This is a genomic window from Microbacterium sp. RD1 (assembly GCF_052220165.1).
Classification (GTDB): domain Bacteria; phylum Actinomycetota; class Actinomycetes; order Actinomycetales; family Microbacteriaceae; genus Microbacterium.
Map to the genome: position 1 here is coordinate 847,902 of NZ_JBQPOL010000001.1, position 25,014 is coordinate 872,915.

Sequence of the window (25,014 nt, forward strand, 5' to 3'; positions counted from 1 at the left end):
CATCATGCGATTCGGAATCTTCATCCCCCAAGGCTGGCGCTTCGACCTCGTCGGCATCGACGCCACGGACCACTGGCGCACCATGAGCGAGCTCGCCGCCGCCGCCGACGCCGGCCCGTGGGAGTCGCTGTGGGTCTACGACCACTTCCACACCACCCCCGTCGCGAGCGAGGAGGCCACCCACGAGGCATGGACGCTCATGGCGGCGTTCGCGGCCTCGACCGACCGCATCCGCCTCGGCCAGATGTGCACGTGCATGAGCTACCGCAATCCGGCGTACCTGGCCAAGGTCGCCGCGACCGTCGACATCGTCTCGGGCGGGCGCACCGAGATGGGCATCGGCGGCGGATGGTACGAGCACGAGTGGCGCGCGTACGGCTACGGATTCCCGCCCATCGGCGAGCGTCTCGGGCGTCTTCGTGAGGGTGTCGAGATCATGCACCAGGCGTGGACGACGGGGTCCGCCACGCTCGAGGGCAAGTACTACACCGCCGACGGCGCGATCGTGCGGCCGCTGCCCCTGCAGGACGGCGGGGTGCCGCTGTGGATCGCCGGCGGCGGCGAGAAGGTGACGCTGCGAATCGCCGCACAGTACGCCGCGTACACGAACTTCGCCGGGTCGATCGAGGAGTTCGCGCACAAGTCCGACGTGCTGCGTGCCCACTGCGACGACCTCGGCCGCGACTTCGGCGCCATCACGCGCTCGTCGAATTTCAACACGATCATCGCGCCCACCGAGGCCGAGGTCGAGGAACGGCTCCAGGCTGTGCTCGCGCGGCTCGCCCCCCACGTCGGCGCCGAGCGCGCCGCGGTGATCGAGCGCGACTACCGCGCGTCGATCGCCGTGGGGACGCCGGAACAGGTCGCCGAGCGTCTCGCCGAGCGCCAGGCCAACGGCCTCGGTTATGCCATCCACTACTTCCCCGAGGCCGCATACGACCGCTCGGGCATCGAGCTGTTCGAGCGCGAGGTCGTCGCCGCGCTCTAGGAGTGGTCGCGCCAGGAGTGGCGCGGGGCGTAACCGAGCAGGCGCCGGGCCTTGTCGATGGACAGCAGCGTGTCGTGCTCGCCGAGGTCGCGCGCGGTCGGCACATCCGGGAACACCTCGGCCACCAGCTCCGCGTTGGGGCGTGACATGACCGTGTCGGCCGCGGCGATGATGAACCGGTCGAATCCGGCGGGCGCCGCCTCGAGCGCGCGCTGGATGGCCTGCGCCCCGTCGCGTGCGTCGATGTAGCCCCACAGGTTCCATTTGCGTGCCCGGGCATCGGCGTCGAACGAGGCGAACTCGGCGTAGTCCTCGGGCACCATGACGTTGGAGAACCGCAGCGCGGTGATCGAGAGGTCCGGATGCCACCGCACCAGCTCGATCGCGAGCTGCTCCTCCAGATGCTTGACGAGCGAGTACACCGACTCCGGTCGCGCGGGATACTCCTCGTCGACGGGGATGTACGGCGGCGGCGCGTCGAACGGCAGGCCCAGCACGGTCTCGCTGGAGGCGTAGACGATCCGCCGCACTCCGGAGCGCACGGCGGCCCAGAAGACGTTGAAGGTGGCCGTCATGTTGTTGTGGAATGTCGCGGCGTCGGGGCGGAGGCCGGGGGCGGGAATCGCCGCGAGGTGCACGACGGCGTCGATCGCACCGCGGTCTTCGCCGGCGCCACCGAGCGCGTCGACCACCTGCCCGTAATCGGTCAGATCGAGCTGGACGAAGCCCGGTCGGCGCGGGCCGACGGCGTCGAGGGCGACGACGTCGACCCCCGCCGCCCGCAGCTCGCGCTCGACGACCGTGCCGAGCTTTCCTGATGAGCCGGTGAGAGCGATGCGCATCTTCCCAGCGTCGCACGCTCCCGGCGGGGTGGAACGGGGTTGCATCGTGCATCAACTCAGCCTGCGACCCGGTCCCCTCGGCGATGATCCGCGGAAATCCGCGGAGGAGGCGTCGCCGCGCGCCAGCGGAGGCTGAGTTCGGCCCGGCCGGCGGGCCGTGGGCCGACTTGGTCCGTCAGTGGAGGGCGCTCACCGAGGCGTAGCCGTCGTGAAGCACCTCGGGAAGGGCGGGCGGACCGCCGAAGAGCCGGGTCGCTCCGGTCCGTGCCGACCACGCCTCCCAGCCCGGCATGCCGTCGCGGATGAACGCGACCGCGCTGGAGTGAAGGGCGTCGGCGAGGCCGCGCGGCGGGGCGTCCCCGGCGATCTCGGTCACGCCCGGCGCGTCGAGGCAATCGAACCAGAACGGGACGTCGAGACAGTGGCAGGCCCATCCGATGACCGGCGACGGCCACGCGAACCGGTATACCCACGTCGGCGCGGAGCCGCGTGCCGTCGCGATCCGCGGGATGTCGGCACGGAAGACCCGGTCGGTGGCGTAGCGCCCCAGGATCGCGGCGTTGCCCTTGCGGCGCTGGGCTCGGTTGGCGCGGAGATAGGCGCGCTGTCGCCGCCCGCTCAGCCCGAGGCGAGCCAGCACGAGACCGATCGGGAGGATGCCGAGCACGCGTCGTGCGCGGTCGGTGGCCATCGTGAACTCGTCGTCGGTCGTGCCGACCACGAGCGGAACGCTGCTGCCGTCACCGTGTTCGATCGCCTCGACGACCGCGCGGGGTACGAGATCGCCGTCGATCTCGGGGCCCCACGGCAGGCCGTCGGCCAGCAGCGACGTCACGACGTCGAGTCGTCCGCCCGTCGCAGGCTCCCCGGCCTTCTCCTGCAGGTCGCGCAAGCGCTCCTCGGGGACGGATGCGAAGCCCTCCCGCGTGGCCGGCACCCCGGCGAGCGAGGCAAGGCGGTGGGAGATCTCCCGCGCGCGGGTGGCGTCGATGTCGGTGAGCACCGGCGAGATGGCCAAGGCGCTGCGGAACAGCCCGCGGGCCGACGGGACCGACAGCAGCGTGAGCACCGCGCCGCCGCCGGCGGACTGGCCCGCGACGGTCACCTTCTCGGGGTCTCCGCCGAATGCGCGGATCTCGTCCTGCACCCACGTGAGGGCGGCGAGCCAGTCGCGAACGGCACGATTGGACGGCGCGCCCTCGATGGCGCCGAAGCCGTCGAAGCCCAGACGGTACGACAGCGTCACGGTCACGACGCCGTCCCGCACGAACGCCGCGCCGTCGTACCAGGGGCTCGCGGGGGAGCCCGAGACATACCCGCCGCCGTGGATGTACACGAGCACCGGCAACGCCGCATCCGGATCGCCCGGACGGGACGTGTACACGTTGATCGTGAGGGTCTCGGTGCCCGGGATGCTCGGCTCGGGGATGAGCGTGATGCCCGAGTCGCCGCGCTGCGGCGTGGGGCCGAAGGCCGTCGCGTCGCGCACCCCCTCCCAGGGCTCCGGCGGGACCGGCGCGGCGAAGCGCAGATCACCGACGGGTGCCTTCGCGTACGGGATCCCGAGGAACGCCGTCGACCCCGGCCGTCGCACTCCGCGCACCGCGCCTCGGCTCGTACGTACGACGGGCGCGACGCCGGCGGTGGTGTCAGCTGCGGTCATTCCCGCATTCTCGCAGTCGCGCCCGCGGATGCTGCGGGGGTTGCCTGGGGATCGCTCGCCGGCGGCGAGCCCGACGTCATAGCACCAGGCTCGGTGCCCTCGGACGCGTCTTGCGTGAATCGGCGGCTATTCCCGCCGGAATAGCCGCCGATTCACGCAAGTGGGGGGCTATGCGGCCGACCAGCCGCCGTCGCTGGCGAGCACGACGCCGTTGATGTTCACGCCGTCGTCGCTGAGGAGGAACGTGATGGACGCCGCGAGGGCCTCGGCCTCCGCGGGGTCGGGCATCACGGCCATCGCCGTCTGCACGCGCTGCGCGCCGAGCGGCGAGCCGAAGCTCGCCTCGATGTTGGTGATCGTCGCGCCCGGCGCGACAGCGTTGACGCGCAGCCCCGACGGGCCGTACATGAACGCCGAGCTCTTCGTCAGCCCGACGACGGCGTGCTTGGACGCCGTGTAGGCGGCCCCGGCCGCCGATCCGCGCAACGCCGCTTCGGACGCGGTGTTGACGATCGATCCGCCGCCTCGCGTCAGCATCCGGGGGATGACCGCGCGCATCAGCTTCATCGTCCCGTCCACGTTCACCCGGAACACGCGCTCCCACACCGCATCGCTCATCTCGGCGACGGGGGTCATGTCGTCCATGATCCCGGCGATGTTGGCCAAGCCGTCGATGCTGTCGCCCGCGGCGGCGACGATGCGTGCGACGGCATCGTCGTCGGAGATGTCAGCGACGAGGGTCTCGACGGGGGCGTCCGGATGCTCCGCCGCGAAGGCGGCCAGCCGCTGCTCCGACACATCCACCGCCACGACGCGCCCTCCCTCGCGGACGATGCGCGAGGCGGTGGCTCGCCCGATGCCGGACCCCGCGCCCGTGACGATCACGGTCTTGCCCGAGAAGCGTCCGGCATCGATGCGCTCGGTCCACTCGCGCACCGCGACCCCGCCGTCCGGCGCGGCGGCCGTGGGAGCCGCCGTCCCCGCGGCCTCCGACGCCGCCGGCTCCGCGGCATCCGCGCCGACATCGCCGGCGTGGGCGCGGCGTACCAGATCGTCGAGCATCTCCTGCGTGAAGGCGCCGCGACTCATCTTCACGAGGCGCTTGATCGCAAGGCGGCGCACCGGTGTGAAGACGTCGGGGGTCTGCCCGCCCTGCGCGAGCATGTCGCGCAGCAGCGCGCCGCCCACGGGGTCGTCCAACCAGGTCGCGATCGATGAGTCGCCGCTCAGCGGGGCTTCGGAGCGTGCCATGAGAGATCTCCCTACCGGACAACCGTGTCCGGTATTAGGCTACCCCGCATGCCCCGGCCGTTGGAAGAGCCCACGAGGAATCGTGGACCCGCGGCGGGACCGGCCAATCGCGAGGCGCTCCTGGCGGCCGCGCGCACGGTGTACGCCGAGCAGGGGCTCGCCGCGCCGTTCAGCGCTGTCGCGCGACGGGCGGGGGTCGGACAGGGGAGTCTCTACCGGCACTTCCCGACCCCGGTCGCCCTCGCCGCCGCGGTGTTCGAAGACAACGTGGCCGATCTCGAGCGTCTCGTCGAACCGCCGTCTGCCACCCTCGCCGACCTCCTCGACGCCGTGGTGGCGCAGGCGACGGTGTCGACGGCGTTCATCGAGCTGACGACGTCGCACCGTGCCGATCCGGCCGTGGTGCACCTCGGTGAGCGGTTCGCCGCGCTCGTCGCCGCGCTCGTCGCCCGTGAGCGCGCGGCGGGGCGCATCGGGCCGCACGTCGAGACGGCCGATGTCCAGCTGGCGATCGGGATGCTGGCGACGGAACTCGCCCGGGCCGACCTCGCCGACCGCGCGGCCGTCGCCGCGCGCGCCCGGGCGATCTTCCATAGGGCGTTCGCGCCCTGACGCGGCCGAGCCGCCCGCGCACTGCCGCACGACATTCCGGACGAAGCGGCTGAGACGTGCCGTTCGCCGGTCGACGCCGCGGGATCCGCCCCCTCGTCCGGAATGTTGTCCGTCGTCGGGTCAGGACCGAAGGAAGGCCAGCAGCGCCTCGTTGATCTCGTCGCCGTGCGTCCACAGCATTCCGTGCGGCGCGCCGTCGATCTCGACGTATCGAGCGTCGGGCAGGAGCTTCGTGAAGCGTCGCGCCGTAGCGTCCGGGGGAAGGATGCGGTCGGACGTGCCGTGGACGATGAGCGCGGGGACGTCGATCTTCTCGATGTCGCTGCGGAAATCGGTCGGCCATGTCAACGGGGCGGCGGCCAGCCCCGCGTTGCTCGCGAGATTGGCGACCTGGATGCTCGCGTCGACAGCCTCCTGCGAGATGCGGGAGCCGAGATTCTCGTCGAGGTTGTAGAAGTCGTCGAAGAATCCGCGGACGAAGGCGTACCGGTCGGCGCGCACCGACGCGGCGACGCCGTCGAAGAAGTCCTGGGGGCCGGCGCCGTCGGGGTTGTCGTCGGTGACGAGCAGGTACGGCTCGAGCGAGCCGAGGAACGCGGCCCGCGCGACCCGCGAGCTGCCGTAGCGGGACAGATAGCGGGCGACCTCTCCCGTCCCCATCGAGAACCCGACGAGCACCGCATTCTCGAGCTCGAGCTGCGTGAGGAGCACGTCGAGGTCGGATGCGAAGGTGTCGTAGTCGTATCCCGACCCCGCCTTGCTCGAGAACCCGAAGCCGCGGCGGTCGTACGCGATGACGCGGTACCCCGCGTCCAGGAGCGCTGCCTGCTGTTTGCCCCACGACTCGCCGTTGAGGGGGAAGCCGTGGATGAGAACGACGGGCTGTCCCGAGCCCTGGTCGGTGTAGTACAGCTGGATCTCGGTGGAGTTCTCCGAGCCCACGGTCACGAACGCCATGATTCATCCTCTTCCGGCCGGTGGTCGAGTCCGGCCGGATCCGACGCTAGCGCGCGAGGGGGCGGCATCCCAGGGCTTGCGAATTCGCGGGCCGGAGATTCCGCGCGGTCGCGCGTCAGGCGTCGCGGCGCGCGCCGACGGACGGGAGAACGGGGAACGTCCGCGGTGCGCGGTAGCGGCCCGCGGCGAAGGCCTCGCCGACCGCGGATGCGACGGCTTCGAGCCGGTCGCCCTGCACCAGCGCGATCGCCGCGCCGCCGAATCCGCCGCCGGTCATCCGCGCGCCGATCGCTCCGTTCGCCAGCGCCGTGTCGACGGCGAGGTCGAGCTCGGGGACGGAGATCTCGAAGTCGTCGCGCATCGAGGCGTGGGATGCCACGAGCAGTTCGCCGATCGCACGCGGACCGGCGTCCCGCAGGGTCGCGACGGTGTCGAGGACGCGCTGGTTCTCGGTCACGATGTGCCGCACCCGGCGGTAGGTGACGTCGTCGAGCAGTTCGCGTGCCCGCGGGAGGTCGCTCTCAGCGAGGTCGCGCAGCGCCAACACTCCCATCGCGCGCGCCCCGGCCTCACAGGCTGCGCGGCGCTCGGCGTAGCCGCCGGTGGAGTGGGCGTGACTCACGAGGGTGTCGATCACCAGGATCTCCAGTCCCTCGCGCGCGAAGCCGAGGTCGACCTCCTGCGTCTGGAGCGTTCTGCAGTCGAGGAACGTGGCAGCGTCGGCGCGCCCGAGCATCGACGCCATCTGGTCCATGATGCCGGTGGGGGCGCCGACCGCCTCGTTCTCGGCGATGCGACCGACGCGCGCGAGCGCCACGCGGTCCAGGCCCGCCCCCCACACGTCGTTGAGGGCGCTCGCCACCGCGCCCTCGATCGCTGCCGAGGACGACAGGCCCGCTCCGACGGGCACGTTCGACGTGATGGCGACGTCGAGTCCGCGGGGCGCAGCATCCGGTGCCGCGCGCCGCAGTGCCCACGCCACCCCGAGCGGATAGGCCGCCCAGTCGAGCCCACCCGCCGAGATCGCGTCGTCGAGGGCGGCGAGGGGCACCTCGACGGCGCCCTCGGAGAACGAGCTCGAGATCCGCAGCACGTCGTCATCGCGAAGCGCGACGGCGGCGGCGGTACGCTCGGCGATCGCGAAGGGGAGCACGAAGCCCTCGTTGTAGTCGGTGTGCTCGCCGATGAGGTTGACGCGACCCGGGGCCGACCACTCGCCCTCGGCGACGCGATCGGTGAGGGTGGCCAGCAGCTCGGATGCGGCGCTCATGCGACGTCCAGCGGAACGGTCTCGAGGGCTTGGCGTAGGCGAGCAGCCTGCGACTCGGGGGTCACGTCCCCGATCCAGGCGCCCATCGCCGCCTCGGAGCCGGCGAGGTACTTCAGCTTGTCGGCGGCCCGTCGCGGCGAGGTCAGTTGCAGATGCAGTCGCACGGTGTCGCGGCCGGCAGCGACCGGCGCCTGATGCCACGCGGCGATGTACGGCGTGGGCGTGGGGTACAGGGCGTCGACGGCGCGGAGGAGCCGAAGATACAGCGGCGCGAGCTCGTCCCGCTCGGCGTCGGTGGTCTCCGCGAAATCGGCCACGTGGCGGGAGGGGAGAAGGTGCACCTCGAGCGGCCACCGCGCCGCGAAGGGCACGAACGCCGTCCAGTGCTCGCCCTCGAGTACCATCCGCTCGGAGGCGCGCTCGAGGTCGAGGATGCGGCCGAAGAGGTCGGGGGAGGTGCGCGACACCGCATCCAGCGTGCGCTGGGTGCGAGGCGTGATGTACGGGTAGGCGTAGATCTGACCGTGCGGATGCGCGAGCGTGACGCCGATCGCCTCCCCGCGGTTCTCGAACGGGAACACTTGCGCGACGCCGGGGAGCGCCGAGAGAGCGGCCGTCCGGTCGGCCCATGCCTCGATGACCGTGCGGGCGCGGATGCGGGTGAGGGTGCCGAACGAGCCGGAGCGCTCCGGGCTGAAGCACACCACCTCGCACCGGCCGACGGCGGTGCGCGTGCGCCCCAGGTCGAGAGTGTCGAGATCGTCCGAGCCGAGCGGGGGATCGGCGGCCGCCGGTGCGTCGCCCTCCGCTGCGGCGAGGGCGGGGCCGAACGACGGCGACCGGTTCTCGAACACGGCCACGTCGTACCGGTCGGGGATCTCCGAGGGATTCGTGGACGTCTGCGGGGCGAGTGGGTCGAGTTCGGCCGGCGGCAGGAAGGCGCGGTTCTGGCGAGCCGCCGCGATGGAGATCCAGTCGCCGGTGAGCACATCCTGGCGCATCGTCGCCGTCTCGGGCCGCGCGTCGAGCGACCGGGCGTCGATCGCTCGCTCGGGCCCCAGAGTGGTGCCCGGGTCGTCGTAGTACAGCAGCTCACGGCCGTCGGCCAGCCGCGTGGAACGCTTGACCACGCCGGCACTCAGCTCGACGGGGGCGGGGAGCGACGTGTTCACGATCACACGGTAACCGCCGCGCGTGTTATCGTCAACACGCTGCCGTCAGAGGTACTGGCGACGACAACGGACGGGGGCGCGATGCCGATCTCGATGGCCGACGTCGCCGCGCACGCGGGCGTGTCGGCGCAGACCGTGTCGCGGGTGGTCAACGGCAGCCCGCGTGTGGATCCGGGCACCCGAGCCCGCGTCGAAGCGGCCATGGCCGCGCTCGGCTACCGGATGCATCGGGCCGCCCGGGCGTTGCGGACCGGCCGTACCCGCACGATCGGCCTGGTCGTGTCGTCGCTGGCTGCCGTCGGGAACTCCCGGATGCTGGAGGCCGTCGCCGAGGTCGCCGCTCAGCGCGATTACGCGCTGGCGGTGGTCACCCTCGCCGGCGCGCGGAGCGTCGGCGACGCGTTCGCGCAGCTGCGTGACCAGGGCGTGGACGGCGCGATCGTGCTGAACGAGGCGACGACGCTGCTGCGCGGATCGGACCCGCGCGCGACCCTCCCTCTCGTCGTCGTCGATTCACCGCCCGATGACCGGTTCGCGATCGTGCAGACCGACCACGCTGCCGGCGCCGCCGTCGCGGTCGGGCATCTGCTGTCGAAGGGTCATGCGACGGTGCACCATGTCGCCGGTCCGTCCGGGTCGTTCGCGGCCCGGGAGCGCGAGCGCGGCTGGCGCGCCGCGCTGGAGGACGCGGCGGCCCGCGTGCCCGCCGTGGTGCGCGGCGACTGGACGTCGCGCTCAGGGTTCGCGGCGGCATCCGGGCTCGCCGGCGCCACGGCGGTCTTCGTCGCGAACGACCAGATGGCCCTCGGGGCACTCCGCGCGTTCGCGGAGGCGGGGCGCCGCATCCCCGAAGACATCGCCGTGGTCGGCTTCGACGACGTGGTCGACGCGGCGCAGTACCGACCGCCGTTGACGACGGTGCGCCAGGCCTTCGACGCTCTCGGCACCCGGGCCGTCGCGACGCTCGTCGCCATGATCGAGGAGGGGGCGGGGCCGTCCTTCACGGCTCTGCCCGGCCAACTGGTCGTCCGCGAGAGCTCCGGCCCCGGCCCGTTGTGATGCAGCGATGGACCGACGCCTCACGCCGGTAGCATCGAGCCCGTGACTCGCGTCGTCCTGGCACCGGACAGCTTCAAGGGCACCGTGCCGGCCGCGACGGCGGCGCAGGTGCTCGCGGAAGGATGGCGCCGCATCCGCCCCGGCGATGACCTGGTGCTGCGGCCCATGGCAGACGGGGGAGAGGGCACCCTCGACGCGGTGGCCGCCGCGGTCCCCCGCGCCGAGCGCATCCCCGTCACCGTCACCGGACCCGGCGGCTCGGCCGTCGTGGCCTCCTGGCTCCTTCTGCCGCCGGCGCCCGGCGCCCCGGTCGGCACCGGCGTCGTCGAGCTGGCGTCGACATCCGGCATCGAACTGCTCGGCGAGCATCTCCGGCCGCAGTCCGCGTCGACCCTCGGCTTCGGGCAGGCGATTGCCGCCGCGCTCGACGCGGGAGTGTCGCGTCTGGTGCTCGGCATCGGCTCGAGCGCGTCGACCGACGGCGGCGTCGGGCTCCTCACCGCTCTGGGCGCCCGGTTCACGGATGCCGCCGGCGGTCCTGTCGCTCCCGGCGCGGCCGGACTCGACGAGCTCGCCGACGTCGATCTCGGCGGGCTGCGGCCGCTTCCGTCCCACGGTGCGATGGTGCTGACCGACGTGACCAACCCGCTCCTCGGTGAGCGCGGCGCCGCCGCCGTATTCGGGCCGCAGAAGGGCCTCGATGCCGCCGGGGTATCGAGAGCCGACGCCGGGCTCGCGCGCCTCGCCGCGCTCGTGCCCACCGCCGATCCGGCACTGCCGGGAGCCGGCGCGGCCGGCGGCGCCGGGTGGGCGCTCGCCGCGTGGGGGGCTACCCTCGCGGCGGGCGCGGCTGAGGTCGCCGCGCTCATCCGGCTCGCGGATGCCGCGGAGTCGGCGAGCGTCGTGATCACGGGGGAAGGCTCGTACGACGCGCAGTCCGCCGCCGGCAAGGTGCCGGCCTTCGTCGCCGGGCTCGCGCCGCACGCGGCGGTGGGGCTCGTCGCCGGCCGCATCACGGCCGACGCCGACCTGTCTCCCTTCGCCGACGCGGTGTCGCTGACCGAGCTCGCCGGCTCGTCGGCGTCGGCGCTGGCCGAGGGGACACGGTGGCTGCGTGAGGCGGGTGCCCGGCTGGCAGGTACGCTCGGCAGTCGACCCTGAGGAGATCATGACGACCGTCCGCGCCTTCGCCGCCCCGTCCGCCAGCGACCCGCTCGAGCCGGTCACGATCGAGCGCCGGGATCTGGGCCCGCGCGATGTGCGCATCGACATCGCCTACGCCGGTGTCTGCCACTCCGACATCCACACGGTGCGAGGCGAGTGGGGCCCGCAGACATACCCGCTGACGGTGGGTCACGAGATCGTCGGAACTATCGCGGCGGTCGGCGCCGAGGTCGCCTCGCACGCCGTCGGCGACCGGGTGGGCGTCGGATGCATGGTGAACTCGTGCCGCGAATGCGAGAACTGCCGCGCCGGGTTCGAGCAGTACTGCCTCGACGGCTTCGTCGACACCTACGGCGCCGTCGATCGCGATGGCACGATCACGCAGGGCGGGTACTCGCAGGCCGTCGTCGTCGACGAGCACTTCGTGCTGCGCGTGCCGGAGGCGATCCCCTTCGACAGGGCTGCGCCGCTGCTGTGCGCGGGGATCACGACCTATTCGCCGCTGGCGCACTGGCGGACCGGCCCCGGAACGCGGGTGGCTGTCGTGGGATTCGGGGGCCTCGGACACATGGGCGTGAAGATCGCCGCCGCGATGGGTGCCGAGGTCACCGTGCTGTCCCAATCGCTGCGCAAGAAGGACGACGCGCTGGCCCTCGGCGCCGACCACTACTTCGCCACGAGCGATCCGGACACCTTCCGGACGCTCCGCAACTCGTTCGACCTGATCCTCAACACCGTGAGCGCGCCGCTGGACGTCGAGGCGTACCTGCGCCTCCTCGCCCTCGACGGCACGATGGTCAATGTCGGTGCGCCGCCCGAGCCCGTCGGCGTGCGCATGTTCACGCTCTTCACCAACCGCCGCTCGTTCTCGGGCTCGACCATCGGCGGCATCCGCGAGACGCAGGAGATGCTCGATTTCTGCGCCGAGCACGGTATCGCCCCGGAGGTGGAGATGATCGCCGCATCCGAGATCAACGAGGCGTACGAGCGCGTGCTGTCCAGTGACGTGCGCTACCGCTTCGTCATCGACATCGCGACCCTCTAACCCGCCATTTGCGTGAATCGGCTGCTAAACCGGCCGGTTTAGCAGCCGATTCACGCAAGGGGGCTAGGCGCCGCCGAGGGCGGCAGACACCACGGCGCGGGCTTCGGCCTGCACCTCGGCGAGGTGCTCGGGGCCGCGGAGACTCTCGGCGTAGAGCTTGTAGACATCCTCGGTGCCCGAGGGACGGGCGGCGAACCACGCGTCGGCGGTCGCGACCTTGAGCCCGCCGATCGGCGCGTCGTTTCCGGGCGCGTGCGAGAGCTTCGCGACGATCGGCTCGCCGGCGAGCTCGGTCGCCGTGACCGCGTCGGGGGAGAGCTTGGCCAGTTCGGCCTTCTGCGCGGGGGTCGCCGGTGCATCCACCCGCTGGTACGCGGAGGATCCGAACTCCGCCTCCAGCTCGGCGTAGCGGACCGACGGCGTCTTCCCGGTCACCGCGAGGATCTCGGACGCGAGCAGGCAGAGCAGGATCCCGTCCTTGTCGGTCGTCCACACCGAACCGTCGGTACGCAGGAACGACGCGCCCGCCGACTCCTCCCCGCCGAACGCGACGGAGCCGTCGAGAAGCCCCGGGACGAACCACTTGAACCCGACCGGAACCTCGTAGAGCGTGCGGCCGAGACCGGCCACGACCTTGTCGATGATCATCGACGATACGAGCGTCTTCCCCACCGCGGCATCCGCCGACCAGCCTGGCCGATGCGAGAAGAGGTAGTCGATCGCCACCGCGAGGTAGTGGTTCGGGTTCATCAGGCCGGCGTCGGGCGTGACGATGCCGTGCCGGTCGGCGTCGGCATCGTTGCCGGTGAGGATGTCGTACTCGTGTCGGCGTGCCACGAGCGCCGCCATGGCGGAGGGCGACGACGGGTCCATCCGGATCTTCTCGTCCCAGTCGAGCGTCATGAACCGCCACGTCGGATCGACGTCGGGGTTCACCACGGTCAGGTCGAGCTCGTACACCTCGGCGATGAGGGCCCAGTATTCGACGGATGCTCCGCCCAGCGGGTCGGCGCCGATGCGCACCCCGGCGCGGCGGATCGCGTCGATGTCGATGATGTTCGCCAGGTCCCGCACGTAGGCGTCGCGGAAGTCGTACTCGCCGAGCGCGTCGGCGTCCAGATCGGCGTAGCGCGTGCGTCGCACGCCCTCGAGGCCGGCCGCGATGAGCTCGTTCGCGCGCGCGGCGATCCACCCCGTCGCATCCGTGTCGGCGGGACCGCCGTTCGGCGGGTTGTACTTGAAGCCGCCGTCCCGCGGCGGGTTGTGGCTCGGGGTCACGACGATGCCGTCGGAGCGGCCCGGGTCGTCGGCGGCCCGGCCGCGGTTGTAGGCGAGGATCGCGTGGCTGAGCGCCGGGGTGGGCACCCATGCGTCGCGGGAGTCCACGCGCACGTCGATGCCGTTGCCCACGAGCACCTCGATCGCGCTGCGTTCGGCCGGCCGCGACAGCCCATGGGTGTCACGACCGAGGAACAGCGGCCCGGTGATCCCCTGGGCGGCGCGATAGTCCACGATCGCCTGTGTGGTGGCCAGGATGTGGTCTTCGTTGAAGCTCGTGGACAACGACGAGCCGCGGTGCCCGCTCGTGCCGAACGCGACCCGCTGCTGCGGGATCGAGGCGTCGGGCTTGCGGTCGTAGTAGGCGGCGATCAGCTCGTCGATGTCGATCAGGTCGGATGCTTCGGCGGGGAGGCCTGCGCGACTGCTCATGTCGACCAGTCTGCCCGCAACCCGCCTCCCACGACACCGGGTTTGACACGAAGTCGCTACGAAAACAGCGACGGGCGCCGCCACGCCGCCGCTCGCGAGCCGTCTGCGGGCAATCGCTGCGATCTTCGATCCTGCCGTCCGCCTACCGGCACGTACTCAGTCTCGATGCGCCCGCACGTCCGCTCCGCCCGCGGGATTTCGCGGCCGAGGCTCGGAGACCATCTGTTCAGGCTGAGTACGGTACAGGGCCGCCTGGACTCCGCGGGTCTAGGCTGATCGCCGTGATGCCCGAGCCCGAGACCGCGCCTGCCCGCCGTACCTACAGCTACCTCGGTCCCGCCGGAACCTTCACGGAGGCGGCCCTGGCCCAGGTGCCCGAGGCCCGGGATCAGACGTGGCGATCGGTGCGCAACGTGGCCGAAGCGCTCGCCGATGTCGTCGAGGGGCGCTCGGATGCCGCGATGATCGCGATCGAGAACTCCGTCGACGGCGGCGTGTCCACCGCACAGGACGCCCTCGCCACGATGCCGGGCGTGCGGATCGTCGGCGAGTACCTCGTTCCGGTGAACTTCGTGATCGTGGCCCGGCCCGGCACGCGCCTGGAGGACGTGTCCCTCGTGGCGGCGCATCCGGTGGCCTACGCCCAGTGCCTGCAGTGGCTCTCCGCCGCGCTCCCGGCCCACGCGCACCTTCCCGCGGCGAGCAACGTCGCCAGCGCCCTCGGGGTGCTCGACGGCACGAGTGACGCCGACGCCGCGATCGCGGCCCCCGGCATCGTCGCTCACCACGAGGTGGAGGTACTGGCCGAGAACATCGGCGACAACCCGGATGCGGTCACCCGATTCGTCCTCGTCTCGCGCACGGTCGCTCCTGCCCCGCCGACCGGGGCGGACAAGACCTCGCTGGTCGTCGAACTCCCCGAGGACCACCCGGGGGCACTGCTGGAACTGCTCGAGCAGTTCGCCACTCGCGGCATCAACCTGTCGCTCCTCGCATCGCGGCCGATCGGCGACGCGCTCGGCCGGTACCGGTTCGTGATCGACGCCGACGGCCACATCGAGGACGAGCGGATGGCCGACGCGCTGCTCGGGCTCCGCCGGTTCAGCCCGAAGGTCATCTATCTCGGGTCCTACGCGCGGGCCGACCGCGCGATCGTGCGCTACCCCGACCGCTACTCCGATGACGTCTTCGTCGAGGCGCGCGATTGGCTGCGGGGCCTGCTGAGCGGGGAACCCGAGCTCTGATGCCCGAGGTGCTCCGCTACGCCGCCTTCGCCGACCGCGACCGGCCCGGCGGCGGCAACCCCGCGGGTGTGGTGCTGGATGCGGCAGGCCTCGACGAACGGCGGATGCAGTCCATCGCTGCCGAGGTCGGCTTCTCCGAGACCGCGTTCGTCGCCGAGGACCTGCGCATCCGGTACTTCTCCCCGGTCGCCGAGGTGCCGTTCTGCGGACACGCCACGATCGCGACGGCCGTCGCGCTGGCCGAGCGCGGCGGCGCCGGTCCGCTCGACTTCACCACGCCGGTGGGGCCGGTGCACCTGGAGACCTGGCGCGACAGCGACGGCGCCGTGCGCGCGGCGTTCACGAGCGTCGATCCGTCGCTGGAGGAGCTCGCACCCGCAACGCTCGACCGGCTGCTCACTCTCCTCGCCCTCGAGGAGAGCGACCTCGACCCGGCCTTCCCGCCGCGAATCGCGTACGCGGGCAATCGGCATCCGGTGCTCGTCCTCGCCGACGCCGGTGTCTTCGACGCGTTCGCCTTCGACCCCGACGCCGTGCGGGCGCTCATGGATGCGGAGGGCTGGGCGGGCACGGTCACCGTGATGCTCCGTCTCGCCGACGGCATCTGGGAGGCGCGGAACCTGTTTCCCGTGGGCGCGATCACCGAGGACCCCGCGACGGGATCGGCCGCGGCGTCGTTCGGCGGCTACCTGCGCGCACTCGGACTGGTCGAGACGCCCGCGCGCGTCGCCATCCGCCAGGGCCGGCACGTGGGGCGCCCGAGCCTGCTCGCCGTGGAGATCCCGGCCGAGGGCGGCATCACGGTCTCCGGGACCGCCGCCGCCCTCGCCTGAGCCGCCCGTCTTGCGTGAATCGGCGGCTAAACCCCGAGGTTTAGCCGCCGATTCACGCAAATGACGGCGCGACGCCCATCAGGCCGCGGGCACGGGCTGGGCGAGAAGCTCCAGCGTGCGGATGCGGCCGGGCGCAGCGTCCCTCGGCTCGCCGTCGTACGCACCGGCGACGGGGGAGATCATGATCTCGTCCACGCCGTACTTCGCCGCGAAAGCGGTGAGCTCGGCGGCCACCTGGTCGCCGGTGCCGACGAACCACTTGGCGCGTGTCGAGTCAATGATCGATGTCGTCATGCCGTCCCACGGATCGGCCTGGGCCTGCTCGACGGTCTCGAGCGCGACGAGCGGCCGGTTGGTGCGCAGCCGTGCCATCATCCGCAGTTGCGGCAGGGCGCGTTCCTCGGCCTCTTCGGCCGTGGGCGCGGCGACCGCATTGGCGGTGAGGAAGGTGCGGGGCTCCGGATGCTGCTCGCTCGGGCGGTACTGCGTGCGGTACAGGCCGAGCGCGCGCTCGAGTCCGTCGCCGGAGAAGTGGTTCGCGAAGACGTACGGCAGGCCGAAGCGGGCGGCCAGCTGCGCGGAGTAGTCGCTCGAACCGAGGAGCCACACCTCCGGTGAGCCGGTGGAGGACGGCGTGGCGTGCACCGCGTACTCGCTGCCCGATGTGAAACGCACGGTCGCCCCCTCAGGAGAGGTCAGCGCCAGTATGTCGGTGATGTGATCGGGGAAACGGTCGACGTCGCTCGTCGTTCCCGAGCGGAACAGCAGTTGCGTGATCACCGGATCGGAACCGGGTGCCCGTCCGATCCCGAGATCGATGCGGCCGGGGGCGATCGCCTCGAGCGCCGCGAACTGCTCCGCCACGACGAGCGGCGAGTGGTTCGGGAGCATCACCCCGCCCGAGCCGACCCGGATGCGCTCGGTCCGGGACGCGGCGGCGGCGACCAGCACCGGCGGGGTCGTCGAAGCCACGGCCGGCATGTTGTGGTGCTCGGCGTACCAGTAGCGGCGGTACCCGAGCCGATCCGCGTGCGTGGCCAGGTCGAGGGAGGCGGCGACGGCCTGTGCGCTGGTCTGGCCCGCCGTGACGGGGACGAGGTCGAGGACGGAGAGGGCGGGAGCGTTCATCCTCCGAAGCAACGCCGCCGCATCCGCCCGCATTCCTCGGATGTCGCGCTCGTCACTCGGGCGAACTCCTCACGTTGTACTGTTTACGTGGCTAACGGGATGGTAGGCTCGCGGCAATTATCCGCTCAGCGACGTGAGGATGACTTCGATCGACAGCATCGACACACAGTCCGGCGGCATCTCCGAGCGCGCGGGCACGGTCCTCGCTGCCGAGGTGCGCCAGGAGGACCTCGTCCGACTTCGGATGGCGCTGGGGCGTCTGGGTCGGATGCTGCGACAGCAGAGCGACGAAGAGCTGCCGCACGCGCTCATCGCCCTGCTGTTCGCGATCCATCGTGCGGAACCCGTCACGGCGAAGGCTCTGGCTGAGAGCGAGGGGGTGACCCCTCCGGCGGTCACACGCTCGCTCAGCCGCCTCGAGGCGCTCCAGCTCATCACGAGAGAAGAAGTGCCCACCGACCGGCGGGTGCAGGAGATCCGTCTGTCGGCGAAGGGCAACAGCGTGCGCGAGAGCACGCTGCATCAGCGGGAGATCTGGCTCACCGAGCACTTGGCGCGGCTGTCGGCGGAGGAGCTGAGCAACCTCGTCGCGGCGCTTCCCGCGTTGGAGCGGCTCACGGGCTTTCCCGCGAGGTCCTGACGACACGAGGTCCGGTCGTCCTACGACCAAATAGTTAAGGTGGTGTAGCGATGGCGCTTCCGCTGTACGAGCGCGTGCTCCGATCAGGGGCCACGGTGACAGGTCACGTCTCGTCGACGAAGGGGCGGGGCGACCTCGCGCGGTACCACCTGAGCGAGGCCGTGCGCATCGGAGACCTGGTCGAGATCTCGGGCCAGTCGGGCGTCGGCCCGGACGGGGGGTTCGCGCAACGCCTCGACGAGCAGGTGCGCCAGGCGTTCGACAACGTCGCTTCCGCCCTGGAGTGCGCCGGAGCATCGTGGAGCGACGTCTACAGCGTCTCCACGTACCACGTTCCGGCGCCCGGCGCCGAGGTGATCGAGTCGGAGGCGCTGGACGCCGTGGCGGCGCACCTGCGTCGCCACCTCGCCCAGAGGCCGCCGATCTGGACCGCCGTCGCGGTCCCCGTGTTGGCGCACGCGGGGATGCGGGTGGAGATCGCCGTGAAGGCCGCGGTGTAAGGGGGAGAGATGTCCGGAGCACTCATTCAGAACGTCATCGGCACGCAGCTGCCCCACGTCGATCACGCCGAGGGGGTGTGGGTCTACGACACCGACGGACGTCGTTACCTCGATGGATGCTCGGGCGCGATGGCGGTGAACCTCGGGCACTCCCATCCGCGGATCGTGGCGGTCATGCGGGAGCAAGCCCGGCGGGTCACGTTCACCCACCGCGGCGCGTTCGCCTCGCGATCGCTGGTGGGTCTCGCAGAGAAGCTCACGGAGGCCACGGGCTTCGCGGGCGTCTGGTTCGTCGACTCCGGCTCGGAGGCGATCGAAGCGGCGATGCAGTTCGCCCTGCAATTCCATCGCGAACGCGGCGATGCCGGGCGGACGCGATTCCTCTCCCACGATCGCAGCTACCACGGCAATACGCTCGGTGCCTCGTCGCTGTCCGGCCACCCGCGACGGGCGGGCTTCGGTGCGCTCGCCCACGACTTCGCCCGGCTGCCGTCGCCCTACGGCGAGGCGCCCGGTGGAGCATCGACGCCGGCCTCGGTGGCCGGGATGCTCCAGCGGGCGGAGTCGGTGATCGCCGAGCAGGCCGAAGAACTCGCCGGCGTCGTCTTCGAGCCCGTCGGCGGGGCGACGCTGGGTGCCACTTCCCCGCCGCCGGGATACCTGCGAGGGCTCCGGACCCTGTGCGATCGCTACGGAGTGCTGCTCATCGCCGACGAGGTGATGACGGGACTCGGTCGCACGGGCCGGATGCTCGCGGTCGAGCACGCGGGCGTGGGCGCCGACCTGATCGCGCTCGGAAAGGGTGTGGCCAGCGGCTACGCGCCGGTCGCGGCCACGCTGGTGAACGAGCGGATCATGTCGACGATCGCGGCGGGTACCGGGCGCGCCCCCGGCGGTCACACCTACGCGGGGAACCCGTTCGGTGCAGCGGTGGCCGACGCCGTCTTCGACGTTCTGATCGACGAGCGACTGGTCGATCGTGCGCAGGTCGCCGGCGACTACCTCGCCGGCGGGCTGGAAAGGCTTCGCGACGCTCATGCCGTCGTCACGGATGCCCGCGGAGCGGGACTCCTGCGCGCGATCGAGTTCGCGCCTCCTGCGGCGGGGCCGGCAGGATCTTTCGCCGCAGACGTCATCGCCGAGGCGATGGCCCGCGGCCTCATCGTCTACCCCGCGACGGGCGGATACAACGACGCGTGCCTGGTCGCCCCACCCCTGATCACCACTGACGGCGAGCTCGACGACCTGCTCGAACGCCTGGACGCGGCGGTCTCGGCCGCCGCGTCCAGGCGGTGATCGGCGGCCGCCGCAGCGGGGTCAGCTCGCGGCGTCGCCCAGATGCAGCGGCATCACCAGGGGGGTGCGCAGCGAACGCCCGCCCCACTCGATGCCGCTCTCGTCGACGAGGCGGACCGCGGGGAACCGCTCCGCCATACGGCGGAAGAGGGTGGCCGCTTCCATCCGCGCGAGCCCCGCGCCCAGGCAGGAGTGGGTGCCCATTCCGAATCCGACGTGCATGCGGGCTTCGCGTCGGCGGATGTCGAGCGAGTCGGGGTGAGCGAAGACCGCGGGGTCGCGGTTCGCCGCCGCGAGCACGCCGATCACCGTGTCGCCTTTGTCGATGACGACCCCGTCGAGCTCGCGCCGCTCGGCGGCGACGTAGGGCAGGAAGTGCGCGGGCGTCACATACCGGGTGAGCTCCTCCACGGCTGCCGGCGCGAGGTCGGGCTCGGCGACGAGGACCTCCCATTGAGCGCGGTCGCTCAGGAGGCTCAGCATGCCGATGCTCAGCAGGTTGCTGGTCGTCTCGTGACCGGCGAAGATCATGAGCGCGACCATGGCCACGCTCTCGTCATGGGTCATGGCGCCGGATGACTCCGACTCCAGGAGCGCGGCGATGAGGCCGGTGCCGGCACCGGCCGCGCGCGCCGCGGCGAGCAGTTCCTCGATGTACGCCAGCAGCCCCGCGTACGCATCGGCGGCCTCGATCGCCGCGGTCTCGGAATCGGCGTTGAACTTGTTCTCGGCGATCCGCTTCGCCCAGCCGTGGATCTGGTCGAGATCGTCGAACGGGATCCCGAGGAGGTCGCCGAGCACCGTGAGAGGGAGGCTGAAGGCGAAGTGCTTGAAGTCGACGGGGGAATCCGCGGCTGCGAGGGCGTCCAGTCCGGAGTCCACGCGTCGACGAACCCGGTCCTCCATCTCCGCCTTCAGGTTGCGGATGGAGAAGGGAGCTTGCACGAGCTTCTTCACGCGCGGGTGGTCGGGCGGGTCCAGGCGCACGAGCTGCTGGAACTCCTGGTCCAGCACGGCGTCGAAGGCCTCGCGTCCCGTGGGGGAGAACGAGCTGCGCGCCCGCTCGTATCGCTCCGAGTGACGCGTCGCCGCGCGCGAGTACAGCACGTTGTTGTCGCCGAGGAGCTCGCGCACGTCGGCGTACCTGGTGAGGACCACCGCGTCGTCGATGCGCGTGACGGGCCGGGTGTCGCGCAGCTCGTTCCAGGTGGGGAACGGATCACGGAGCAGGCCGGAGTCTCCGGCGAGCAGCCCTCGGACCCGGTCCTCGAGGGGGGCGTGGGCGAGGGCGGTCATCTCGCCTCGCTCCCGGCCAGTTCGAACGGCGACACGTAGGGGACGCCCGCCGCTTCGGCGGCCAGGCGCAGGTTCTCTCCCAGCTGCGCGGCGATCTCGTGCGACACGAGCTCGATCCACATCCCCGGGGCCTCGTCGTTGTAGTGGAAGCTCGCCCGCGCGATACCGCCGTCCTCCTCGTCGACGCCCGAGAGCTCCATCCGGTACCCCCGCGACTCCAGGTCGGCCGCGGCCGACCGCAGGTCGTCGGTGAAGTAGCCGAGGTGGTGGACATATCGCCCACCGGTCACGTTGAGGTACGGCGACGGGTCGATCTGCTCCAGTAGCTCGATGTGGTGCGGGCCCTGCAGAGAGTAGGTGAACCGGACCTCACGGCCGACGACGCCGTCGGGGCATCGCAGGGGCACGGTGGAGGTCAGCGGCGGACACCATTGCAATCCGAGCGCATCACCCATGGCGGCCATGGCTCGGTCCAGATCGTTCACGATGATTCCGGTGTGGTACAGCCGGAGCAGGGGGGTCTGGGTCAACGTCGACTCCTTCGATGCGTCTCTGCACGTCTCTCCGCAGATACTACACGTGGCTAACTGATTCGGATAGGGTGAGCGCAACGCACTGGGGCGCAACGGAAGGACGGTCGACATGCCGGAAACGGTCCTCGTAGTCGGGGCAAGCGGATTGATCGGCACCGCCGTGGTGGAGGAGTACGCCGAGGCGGGATGGGACGTGGTCGCGCTCGCGCGCCGGGCTCCGGAGACGACCACGGCTGCGCCCTACCGGCACCTCGCGGTCGATCTCCTCGACGCCGCGGCTCTCAGGCGGGCGATGGGAGCACTGCCCTGGATCGAGCGGGTGGTCTATGCCGCGGCCTTCGAGAAGCCCGGCCTCGTCGCCGGCTGGTCGGATCGCGAGCAGATGCAGACCAATCTGCGGATGCTGCAGAACGTCTTGGACGCCCTGCGCGCTGCGCCGGCACACGTCGTGATCATGCAAGGCACCAAGGCGTACGGCGTGCATCTGCACTCCATCCCGCTGCCCGCGCGAGAGCGTCACCCGCGCGACCCGCACGAGAACTTCTATTGGCTGCAGGAGGATCACCTCGGCCGGTGGGCGAGCGAGACAGGCGCGGCCTGGACGATCCTGCGGCCCGTGCAAGTCGTCGGACCGGTCTACGGCGTGGCCTACAGCACGCCGCCGGTCATCGGCGCGTACGCCGCCATCGCGCGGGAGACGGGTCTTCCGTTCGCCTTTCCCGGCGGCCGCTTCGCGCCCGTACAGGCCGCAGACGTGGCGCTGGTCGCGCGCGCGATCCGGTGGGCGGCGGAGACGCCGGCGGCGTGGGGAGAGCATTTCAACCTGACCAACGGCGAGGTGTTCTCCTGGGCGGAGCTGTGGCCGGCGTTCGCCGACGTGTTCGGCATCGAGGCGGCCCCGCCGATTCGCCTGCGTCTCGCGGAGTTCCTCCCCGAGCACGAGCGGACGTGGGAGCGCATCGTGGCACGGCACGGCCTCCGGCCGCTCTCGCTGGCCGAGGTGATCGGAAAGTCGCACCAGTACGCGGACTACACGTTCGGCGTCGACATCGACGGCCCGGCGGTTCCGGCGCTGGTGAGCACGGTCAAGGTGAAGGCGGCCGGCTTCTGCGAGGTGCGCGACACGGAGTACATGTTCCGCGACGCGCTGCACGCGCTCATCGCCCGGGGAGTCCTTCCGCGCTGAGCAGGATGTCGACCACGCGGTCGGGGGCGTCCAGCATGAGCTCGTGGCCGGCGTCCACCGAGGTGACGCTCCAGGCGGGGTCCGAGCGCAGCCGGTCGAACTGCCCTCGATAGGGGGTGGCCGCCCACCCCGTCGCGAACACGAACTGCCGGTGCGGGATGCGATCGATTCCCCCGGTCAACCGCAGTCGCTGTACGAAGGGTGCGAGCGGCATCCTGGTCAGTCGCGCCTGCACCGCCTCGCGGTCCGAGGGTCGCCGTACCTCCACCATCTCGACCGGCATCGGCGGCACGCTCCAGCCGTCGTCGCCGGCTCGAGCCAGCCAGCTCTGCGCCGTGGCCGCGGAGTCCCCCACCGCAGACTGACCGTCGACGGGAACGGCGGCGTCGAGATAGACCAGCCGCGCTATCCGTTCGGGCTCCCGGTCGGCCGCCGCGCTGATGGGGTACCCGCCGAAGGAGTGCCCGACGAGCACGACGTCGCGCAGATCGTGTCGGTGCAGCAGGTCGAGGATGTCGGAGGCGTATGTGTCGAGGTTCTGATCCGCTGACAATTCCGAGGCGCGTTCTCCGAGACCCGGAAGGGTCGGCGCGTGCACGTCGTGACCTTCGGCGCGAAGACGCTCGGCGACGCGACCCCACCACCAGGCACCACGGAAGGCCCCGTGGACGAGGAGGAAGGAGGTCACGGCGCCGGCACCCGGGCGGAGACCGCGTCGAGGGCTGCTTTCTCGTCCGCACTCAGGGCGAGATCGTCCGCGGCCAGAAGCGCCGTCAGCTGGTCCGGCGTGCGTGCGCTGGCGATGGGTGCGATCACCTCCGGCTGAGCGAGGAGCCATGCCAGCGCGACGGTCGCCGGATGCGCCCCGCGCGCCGTCGCGATGCGCTGGACCTCGTCGACGACGGCCAGGCCCGCCGCCGAGTAGTACGGCGATGTGAAGCGCTCGCGCGCGGATGCGGCGATCGTCGCCGACGAACGGTGCTTCCCGGTGAGGAATCCACTCGCCAGCGCGAAGTACGGGATGACCGCGAGGCCGGAGGCGCGGGCGACCGGCGCGATATCCGTCTCGTAGGCGTGTCGGCGGACGAGGTTGTAGTGCGGCTGCAGTGCCGCCGGGCGCGGCCAGCCGTGCGCATCCGCGAGCGCGACCCACTCGGCGATGCGGGCGCCGGAGTAGTTCGACAGCCCGATGTGCTCGATCTTCCCCGCCACCTGCAGCTCCCGGAACGCGCTCACCGTCTCCTCGAGGGAGACCGAGGGGTCGTCGTAGTGCGCGAAGTACACGGCGATCCGCTCCACTCCCAGCCGCCCCAGCGACGCATCCGCTGCGGCGAGGATGTTGGATCGGGAGAGCCCGGGGAAATCCGGGTGCCTGCTGACCTTGGTGGCGATGCGTAGCGGGACGTGTGGGCGGCGGGCCCGCAACCAGGCGCCGATCGTCGTCTCCGACTCGCCGCCTCCGTGGCCCTCCACCCACGCCGAGTAGACGTCGGCCGTGTCAATCATCGTCCCGCCACCGTCCACGAAGGCGTCGAGGACGACCCGGGACTCCGCCTCGTCGGAGGTCCAGCCGAAGGTGTTGCCACCGAGGACCAGGCGCGCCCCACCCGCCAGCAGATCGATCATCGTCCTCTTCCTTCTGTCCGCAGCGCGTCGAGATGCGCGTCCACCTGGATCAGAGCCGAGAACCGCCGCACGCCGTCCAGCGCATCCCACCCGCCCGACCAGGGCAGCCGCCGGGCGACGTCCCACACCGTCGCGGCGCCGTCGGCGCTCGCACGCCCGACGTCCTCACGCCGCCGGGCGTGGTGTCGGCGAAGCGCCCCGATGCGCCCGGCGGGCTCGTTGATCGTGTCGCCGTGACCGGGATGCAGCACACGCGGCGACAGTGCGGCGAGGCGCTCGAGCGATTGCAGATAGTCCGAGACGGGGTTCGAGGCGACCGGCCCACCGAGGCCGGGCGCCGGGTTCTGCCCGGCGAGGACATGGTCGCCGACGAAGGCGATTCCGCGGTCGACATCGGTCACGCAGAGGGAGCCCGGAGTATGGCCGGGGGTCGCCAACACCCGCAGGCTCCACCCGGGGATCTCGAGGTCGTCCCCGTCCCGCAGGTCGCGGTCGATGCGGGGCAGCTCGCCCGGAGCCACGCGTCGCCCGGCGGCGGGCCTCAGCGTGCCGTGCTGATCTCCGGGCACACCCCACCGGTCGAGCAGGTCATCGAGATCCGCTCCGGCGTAGGTCCGGTGCTCGCGCATGACGTCGGCGTCGGCTGCACCGACGTGGAGTCGTGCGGACGAAGCGGCTTGGATGCGAAGCGCCATCCCGGCGTGGTCGAAGTGCGCGTGGGTGACCGTGACGGTGGCGATGTCGGCGACCGATCGCCCGCGGTCGCGCACCGCGTTCTCGAGCGTCTGCGCGTTCGCATCGGTGTCCGCACCGCAGTCGATGAGATGGAGTCCTCCGGCGGCGTCCTCGAGCAGATACGCCCAGGAGCTGCGGGGCCGCGCGCCGGGGATCTCCATGGCCAGAGCGAGGGCCGTGAGCCCGCGCGCGTCCTCGTCGGTCATGCGTGACCACCTTCCACCGGAAGTATTACTGTACTATGTTAACGATTTCGCCGCGCAG

Annotated in this window: 24 protein-coding genes; 11 read left to right on the forward strand and 13 right to left on the reverse strand. The window is 71.5% G+C overall.

Features of this window, described 5'->3' with window-relative positions; genetic code table 11:
- Positions 1-4: 4 nt before the first annotated feature.
- Positions 5-988: an LLM class F420-dependent oxidoreductase gene (locus ACTU3I_RS04060; RefSeq protein WP_442924349.1), complete on the forward strand. Its 984-nt coding sequence runs from the start codon at positions 5-7 to the stop codon at positions 986-988.
- On the opposite strand, the gene ACTU3I_RS04065 is transcribed toward ACTU3I_RS04060, so the two are convergent.
- The 3 genes from ACTU3I_RS04065 to ACTU3I_RS04075 all read right to left on the reverse strand — a co-directional run bounded on the left by ACTU3I_RS04065 (position 985) and on the right by ACTU3I_RS04075 (position 4,744).
- Positions 985-1,830, reverse strand: coding sequence for an NAD-dependent epimerase/dehydratase family protein (locus ACTU3I_RS04065; RefSeq protein ID WP_442924350.1), 846 nt, complete (start codon positions 1,828-1,830; stop codon positions 985-987). The genes ACTU3I_RS04060 and ACTU3I_RS04065 overlap by 4 nt on opposite strands.
- Before the next feature lie 175 nt (positions 1,831-2,005).
- A complete protein-coding gene (locus ACTU3I_RS04070; RefSeq protein ID WP_442924351.1) occupies positions 2,006-3,493 on the reverse strand; it encodes a carboxylesterase/lipase family protein in 1,488 nt (495 codons plus the stop codon).
- Between the two features lie 168 nt (positions 3,494-3,661).
- Complete coding sequence (locus tag ACTU3I_RS04075) at positions 3,662-4,744, reverse strand: SDR family NAD(P)-dependent oxidoreductase (RefSeq protein ID WP_442924352.1); 1,083 nt, start codon at positions 4,742-4,744, stop codon at positions 3,662-3,664.
- A 48-nt stretch (positions 4,745-4,792) separates the two neighbouring features.
- On the opposite strand from ACTU3I_RS04075, the gene ACTU3I_RS04080 reads away from it, so the two are divergent.
- Positions 4,793-5,356, forward strand: a complete 564-nt coding sequence (locus ACTU3I_RS04080; protein WP_442924353.1) for a TetR family transcriptional regulator — start codon at positions 4,793-4,795, stop codon at positions 5,354-5,356.
- A gap of 120 nt (positions 5,357-5,476) precedes the next feature.
- Here the strand turns inward: ACTU3I_RS04080 and ACTU3I_RS04085 are convergent, their stop codons facing one another.
- The 3 genes from ACTU3I_RS04085 to galT all read right to left on the reverse strand — a co-directional run bounded on the left by ACTU3I_RS04085 (position 5,477) and on the right by galT (position 8,755).
- A complete protein-coding gene (locus tag ACTU3I_RS04085) occupies positions 5,477-6,313 on the reverse strand; it encodes an alpha/beta fold hydrolase (RefSeq protein WP_442924354.1) in 837 nt (278 codons plus the stop codon).
- A 115-nt stretch (positions 6,314-6,428) separates the two neighbouring features.
- Complete coding sequence (galK, locus tag ACTU3I_RS04090) at positions 6,429-7,583, reverse strand: galactokinase (protein WP_442924355.1); 1,155 nt, start codon at positions 7,581-7,583, stop codon at positions 6,429-6,431.
- Positions 7,580-8,755, reverse strand: coding sequence for a galactose-1-phosphate uridylyltransferase (galT, locus tag ACTU3I_RS04095; RefSeq protein ID WP_442924356.1), 1,176 nt, complete (start codon positions 8,753-8,755; stop codon positions 7,580-7,582). The genes galK and galT overlap by 4 nt, the downstream gene beginning before the upstream one ends.
- Positions 8,756-8,836: 81 nt before the next feature.
- Here galT and ACTU3I_RS04100 point away from each other — a divergent pair, with 81 nt between their 5' ends.
- The 3 genes from ACTU3I_RS04100 to ACTU3I_RS04110 are packed head-to-tail and all read left to right on the forward strand — an operon-like array spanning position 8,837 to position 12,023.
- Positions 8,837-9,814, forward strand: a complete 978-nt coding sequence (locus ACTU3I_RS04100) for a LacI family DNA-binding transcriptional regulator (protein ID WP_442924357.1) — start codon at positions 8,837-8,839, stop codon at positions 9,812-9,814.
- Positions 9,815-9,856: 42 nt separating this feature from the next.
- Positions 9,857-10,975 carry a glycerate kinase gene (locus tag ACTU3I_RS04105; protein WP_442924358.1) on the forward strand — a complete coding sequence of 373 codons (1,119 nt, stop codon included), beginning with the start codon at positions 9,857-9,859 and terminating at the stop codon, positions 10,973-10,975.
- Positions 10,976-10,982: 7 nt separating this feature from the next.
- Complete coding sequence (locus ACTU3I_RS04110; RefSeq protein ID WP_442924359.1) at positions 10,983-12,023, forward strand: NAD(P)-dependent alcohol dehydrogenase; 1,041 nt, start codon at positions 10,983-10,985, stop codon at positions 12,021-12,023.
- A gap of 63 nt (positions 12,024-12,086) precedes the next feature.
- Here the strand turns inward: ACTU3I_RS04110 and pgm are convergent, their stop codons facing one another.
- Positions 12,087-13,733: a phosphoglucomutase (alpha-D-glucose-1,6-bisphosphate-dependent) gene (gene pgm / locus ACTU3I_RS04115; RefSeq protein WP_442924360.1), complete on the reverse strand. Its 1,647-nt coding sequence runs from the start codon at positions 13,731-13,733 to the stop codon at positions 12,087-12,089.
- Positions 13,734-14,017: 284 nt separating this feature from the next.
- Between pgm and pheA the strand changes: the two genes are divergently transcribed.
- Positions 14,018-14,977: a prephenate dehydratase gene (gene pheA, locus ACTU3I_RS04120; protein WP_442924361.1), complete on the forward strand. Its 960-nt coding sequence runs from the start codon at positions 14,018-14,020 to the stop codon at positions 14,975-14,977.
- Positions 14,977-15,810 carry a PhzF family phenazine biosynthesis protein gene (locus tag ACTU3I_RS04125; protein ID WP_442924362.1) on the forward strand — a complete coding sequence of 278 codons (834 nt, stop codon included), beginning with the start codon at positions 14,977-14,979 and terminating at the stop codon, positions 15,808-15,810. The genes pheA and ACTU3I_RS04125 overlap by 1 nt, the downstream gene beginning before the upstream one ends.
- A 78-nt stretch (positions 15,811-15,888) precedes the next feature.
- On the opposite strand, the gene ACTU3I_RS04130 is transcribed toward ACTU3I_RS04125, so the two are convergent.
- Positions 15,889-16,938, reverse strand: a complete 1,050-nt coding sequence (locus ACTU3I_RS04130) for an LLM class flavin-dependent oxidoreductase (RefSeq protein WP_442924363.1) — start codon at positions 16,936-16,938, stop codon at positions 15,889-15,891.
- 139 nt (positions 16,939-17,077) lie between these two features.
- On the opposite strand from ACTU3I_RS04130, the gene ACTU3I_RS04135 reads away from it, so the two are divergent.
- The 3 genes from ACTU3I_RS04135 to ACTU3I_RS04145 are packed head-to-tail and all read left to right on the forward strand — an operon-like array spanning position 17,078 to position 19,374.
- Positions 17,078-17,578, forward strand: a complete 501-nt coding sequence (locus tag ACTU3I_RS04135) for a MarR family winged helix-turn-helix transcriptional regulator (RefSeq protein WP_442924364.1) — start codon at positions 17,078-17,080, stop codon at positions 17,576-17,578.
- Positions 17,579-17,628: 50 nt separating this feature from the next.
- On the forward strand, positions 17,629-18,078 hold the full coding sequence (locus ACTU3I_RS04140) for a Rid family hydrolase (protein WP_442924365.1): 450 nt from the start codon (positions 17,629-17,631) through the stop codon (positions 18,076-18,078).
- A gap of 9 nt (positions 18,079-18,087) precedes the next feature.
- Positions 18,088-19,374, forward strand: coding sequence for an aminotransferase family protein (locus tag ACTU3I_RS04145; RefSeq protein WP_442924366.1), 1,287 nt, complete (start codon positions 18,088-18,090; stop codon positions 19,372-19,374).
- A gap of 21 nt (positions 19,375-19,395) precedes the next feature.
- Here the strand turns inward: ACTU3I_RS04145 and ACTU3I_RS04150 are convergent, their stop codons facing one another.
- Both ACTU3I_RS04150 and ACTU3I_RS04155 read right to left on the reverse strand, forming a co-directional pair.
- Entirely contained in the window at positions 19,396-20,670 is a 1,275-nt protein-coding gene (locus tag ACTU3I_RS04150) for a cytochrome P450 (RefSeq protein ID WP_442924367.1), read from the reverse strand.
- Entirely contained in the window at positions 20,667-21,200 is a 534-nt protein-coding gene (locus ACTU3I_RS04155; protein WP_442924368.1) for a VOC family protein, read from the reverse strand. The genes ACTU3I_RS04150 and ACTU3I_RS04155 overlap by 4 nt, the downstream gene beginning before the upstream one ends.
- Positions 21,201-21,312: 112 nt before the next feature.
- Between ACTU3I_RS04155 and ACTU3I_RS04160 the strand changes: the two genes are divergently transcribed.
- Positions 21,313-22,389: an NAD-dependent epimerase/dehydratase family protein gene (locus ACTU3I_RS04160; RefSeq protein WP_442924369.1), complete on the forward strand. Its 1,077-nt coding sequence runs from the start codon at positions 21,313-21,315 to the stop codon at positions 22,387-22,389.
- On the opposite strand, the gene ACTU3I_RS04165 is transcribed toward ACTU3I_RS04160, so the two are convergent.
- From ACTU3I_RS04165 to ACTU3I_RS04175, 3 genes are read right to left on the reverse strand one after another with little or no spacing between them, the layout of a single operon-like run.
- Positions 22,361-23,077: an alpha/beta fold hydrolase gene (locus tag ACTU3I_RS04165; RefSeq protein WP_442924370.1), complete on the reverse strand. Its 717-nt coding sequence runs from the start codon at positions 23,075-23,077 to the stop codon at positions 22,361-22,363. The two genes, ACTU3I_RS04160 and ACTU3I_RS04165, sit on opposite strands and share 29 nt — an antisense overlap.
- A complete protein-coding gene (locus ACTU3I_RS04170) occupies positions 23,074-24,015 on the reverse strand; it encodes an aldo/keto reductase (protein WP_442924371.1) in 942 nt (313 codons plus the stop codon). Before ACTU3I_RS04170 ends, ACTU3I_RS04165 begins: the two co-directional genes overlap by 4 nt.
- Entirely contained in the window at positions 24,012-24,956 is a 945-nt protein-coding gene (locus tag ACTU3I_RS04175; RefSeq protein ID WP_442924372.1) for an MBL fold metallo-hydrolase, read from the reverse strand. Before ACTU3I_RS04175 ends, ACTU3I_RS04170 begins: the two co-directional genes overlap by 4 nt.
- Between the last annotated feature and the right edge of the window lie 58 nt (positions 24,957-25,014).

What these genes read in the sequence shown, in the direction of transcription:
- pgm (WP_442924360.1), bottom strand. Translation starts at nt 13,733, where the DNA reads ATGAGCAGTCGCGCAGGCCTCCCCGCCGAAGCATCCGACCTGATCGAC.
- ACTU3I_RS04135 (WP_442924364.1), top strand. Translation starts at nt 17,078, where the DNA reads ATGACTTCGATCGACAGCATCGACACACAGTCCGGCGGCATCTCCGAG.
- ACTU3I_RS04125 (WP_442924362.1), top strand. Translation starts at nt 14,977, where the DNA reads ATGCCCGAGGTGCTCCGCTACGCCGCCTTCGCCGACCGCGACCGGCCC.
- ACTU3I_RS04085 (WP_442924354.1), bottom strand. Translation starts at nt 6,313, where the DNA reads ATGGCGTTCGTGACCGTGGGCTCGGAGAACTCCACCGAGATCCAGCTG.
- ACTU3I_RS04080 (WP_442924353.1), top strand. Translation starts at nt 4,793, where the DNA reads ATGCCCCGGCCGTTGGAAGAGCCCACGAGGAATCGTGGACCCGCGGCG.
- galK (WP_442924355.1), bottom strand. Translation starts at nt 7,583, where the DNA reads ATGAGCGCCGCATCCGAGCTGCTGGCCACCCTCACCGATCGCGTCGCC.
- ACTU3I_RS04100 (WP_442924357.1), top strand. Translation starts at nt 8,837, where the DNA reads ATGCCGATCTCGATGGCCGACGTCGCCGCGCACGCGGGCGTGTCGGCG.
- ACTU3I_RS04070 (WP_442924351.1), bottom strand. Translation starts at nt 3,493, where the DNA reads ATGACCGCAGCTGACACCACCGCCGGCGTCGCGCCCGTCGTACGTACG.
- pheA (WP_442924361.1), top strand. Translation starts at nt 14,018, where the DNA reads ATGCCCGAGCCCGAGACCGCGCCTGCCCGCCGTACCTACAGCTACCTC.
- ACTU3I_RS04145 (WP_442924366.1), top strand. Translation starts at nt 18,088, where the DNA reads ATGTCCGGAGCACTCATTCAGAACGTCATCGGCACGCAGCTGCCCCAC.
- ACTU3I_RS04130 (WP_442924363.1), bottom strand. Translation starts at nt 16,938, where the DNA reads ATGAACGCTCCCGCCCTCTCCGTCCTCGACCTCGTCCCCGTCACGGCG.
- ACTU3I_RS04160 (WP_442924369.1), top strand. Translation starts at nt 21,313, where the DNA reads ATGCCGGAAACGGTCCTCGTAGTCGGGGCAAGCGGATTGATCGGCACC.
- ACTU3I_RS04065 (WP_442924350.1), bottom strand. Translation starts at nt 1,830, where the DNA reads ATGCGCATCGCTCTCACCGGCTCATCAGGAAAGCTCGGCACGGTCGTC.
- ACTU3I_RS04140 (WP_442924365.1), top strand. Translation starts at nt 17,629, where the DNA reads ATGGCGCTTCCGCTGTACGAGCGCGTGCTCCGATCAGGGGCCACGGTG.
- ACTU3I_RS04060 (WP_442924349.1), top strand. Translation starts at nt 5, where the DNA reads ATGCGATTCGGAATCTTCATCCCCCAAGGCTGGCGCTTCGACCTCGTC.
- ACTU3I_RS04150 (WP_442924367.1), bottom strand. Translation starts at nt 20,670, where the DNA reads ATGACCGCCCTCGCCCACGCCCCCCTCGAGGACCGGGTCCGAGGGCTG.
- ACTU3I_RS04175 (WP_442924372.1), bottom strand. Translation starts at nt 24,956, where the DNA reads ATGACCGACGAGGACGCGCGCGGGCTCACGGCCCTCGCTCTGGCCATG.
- ACTU3I_RS04170 (WP_442924371.1), bottom strand. Translation starts at nt 24,015, where the DNA reads ATGATCGATCTGCTGGCGGGTGGGGCGCGCCTGGTCCTCGGTGGCAAC.
- ACTU3I_RS04075 (WP_442924352.1), bottom strand. Translation starts at nt 4,744, where the DNA reads ATGGCACGCTCCGAAGCCCCGCTGAGCGGCGACTCATCGATCGCGACC.
- ACTU3I_RS04110 (WP_442924359.1), top strand. Translation starts at nt 10,983, where the DNA reads ATGACGACCGTCCGCGCCTTCGCCGCCCCGTCCGCCAGCGACCCGCTC.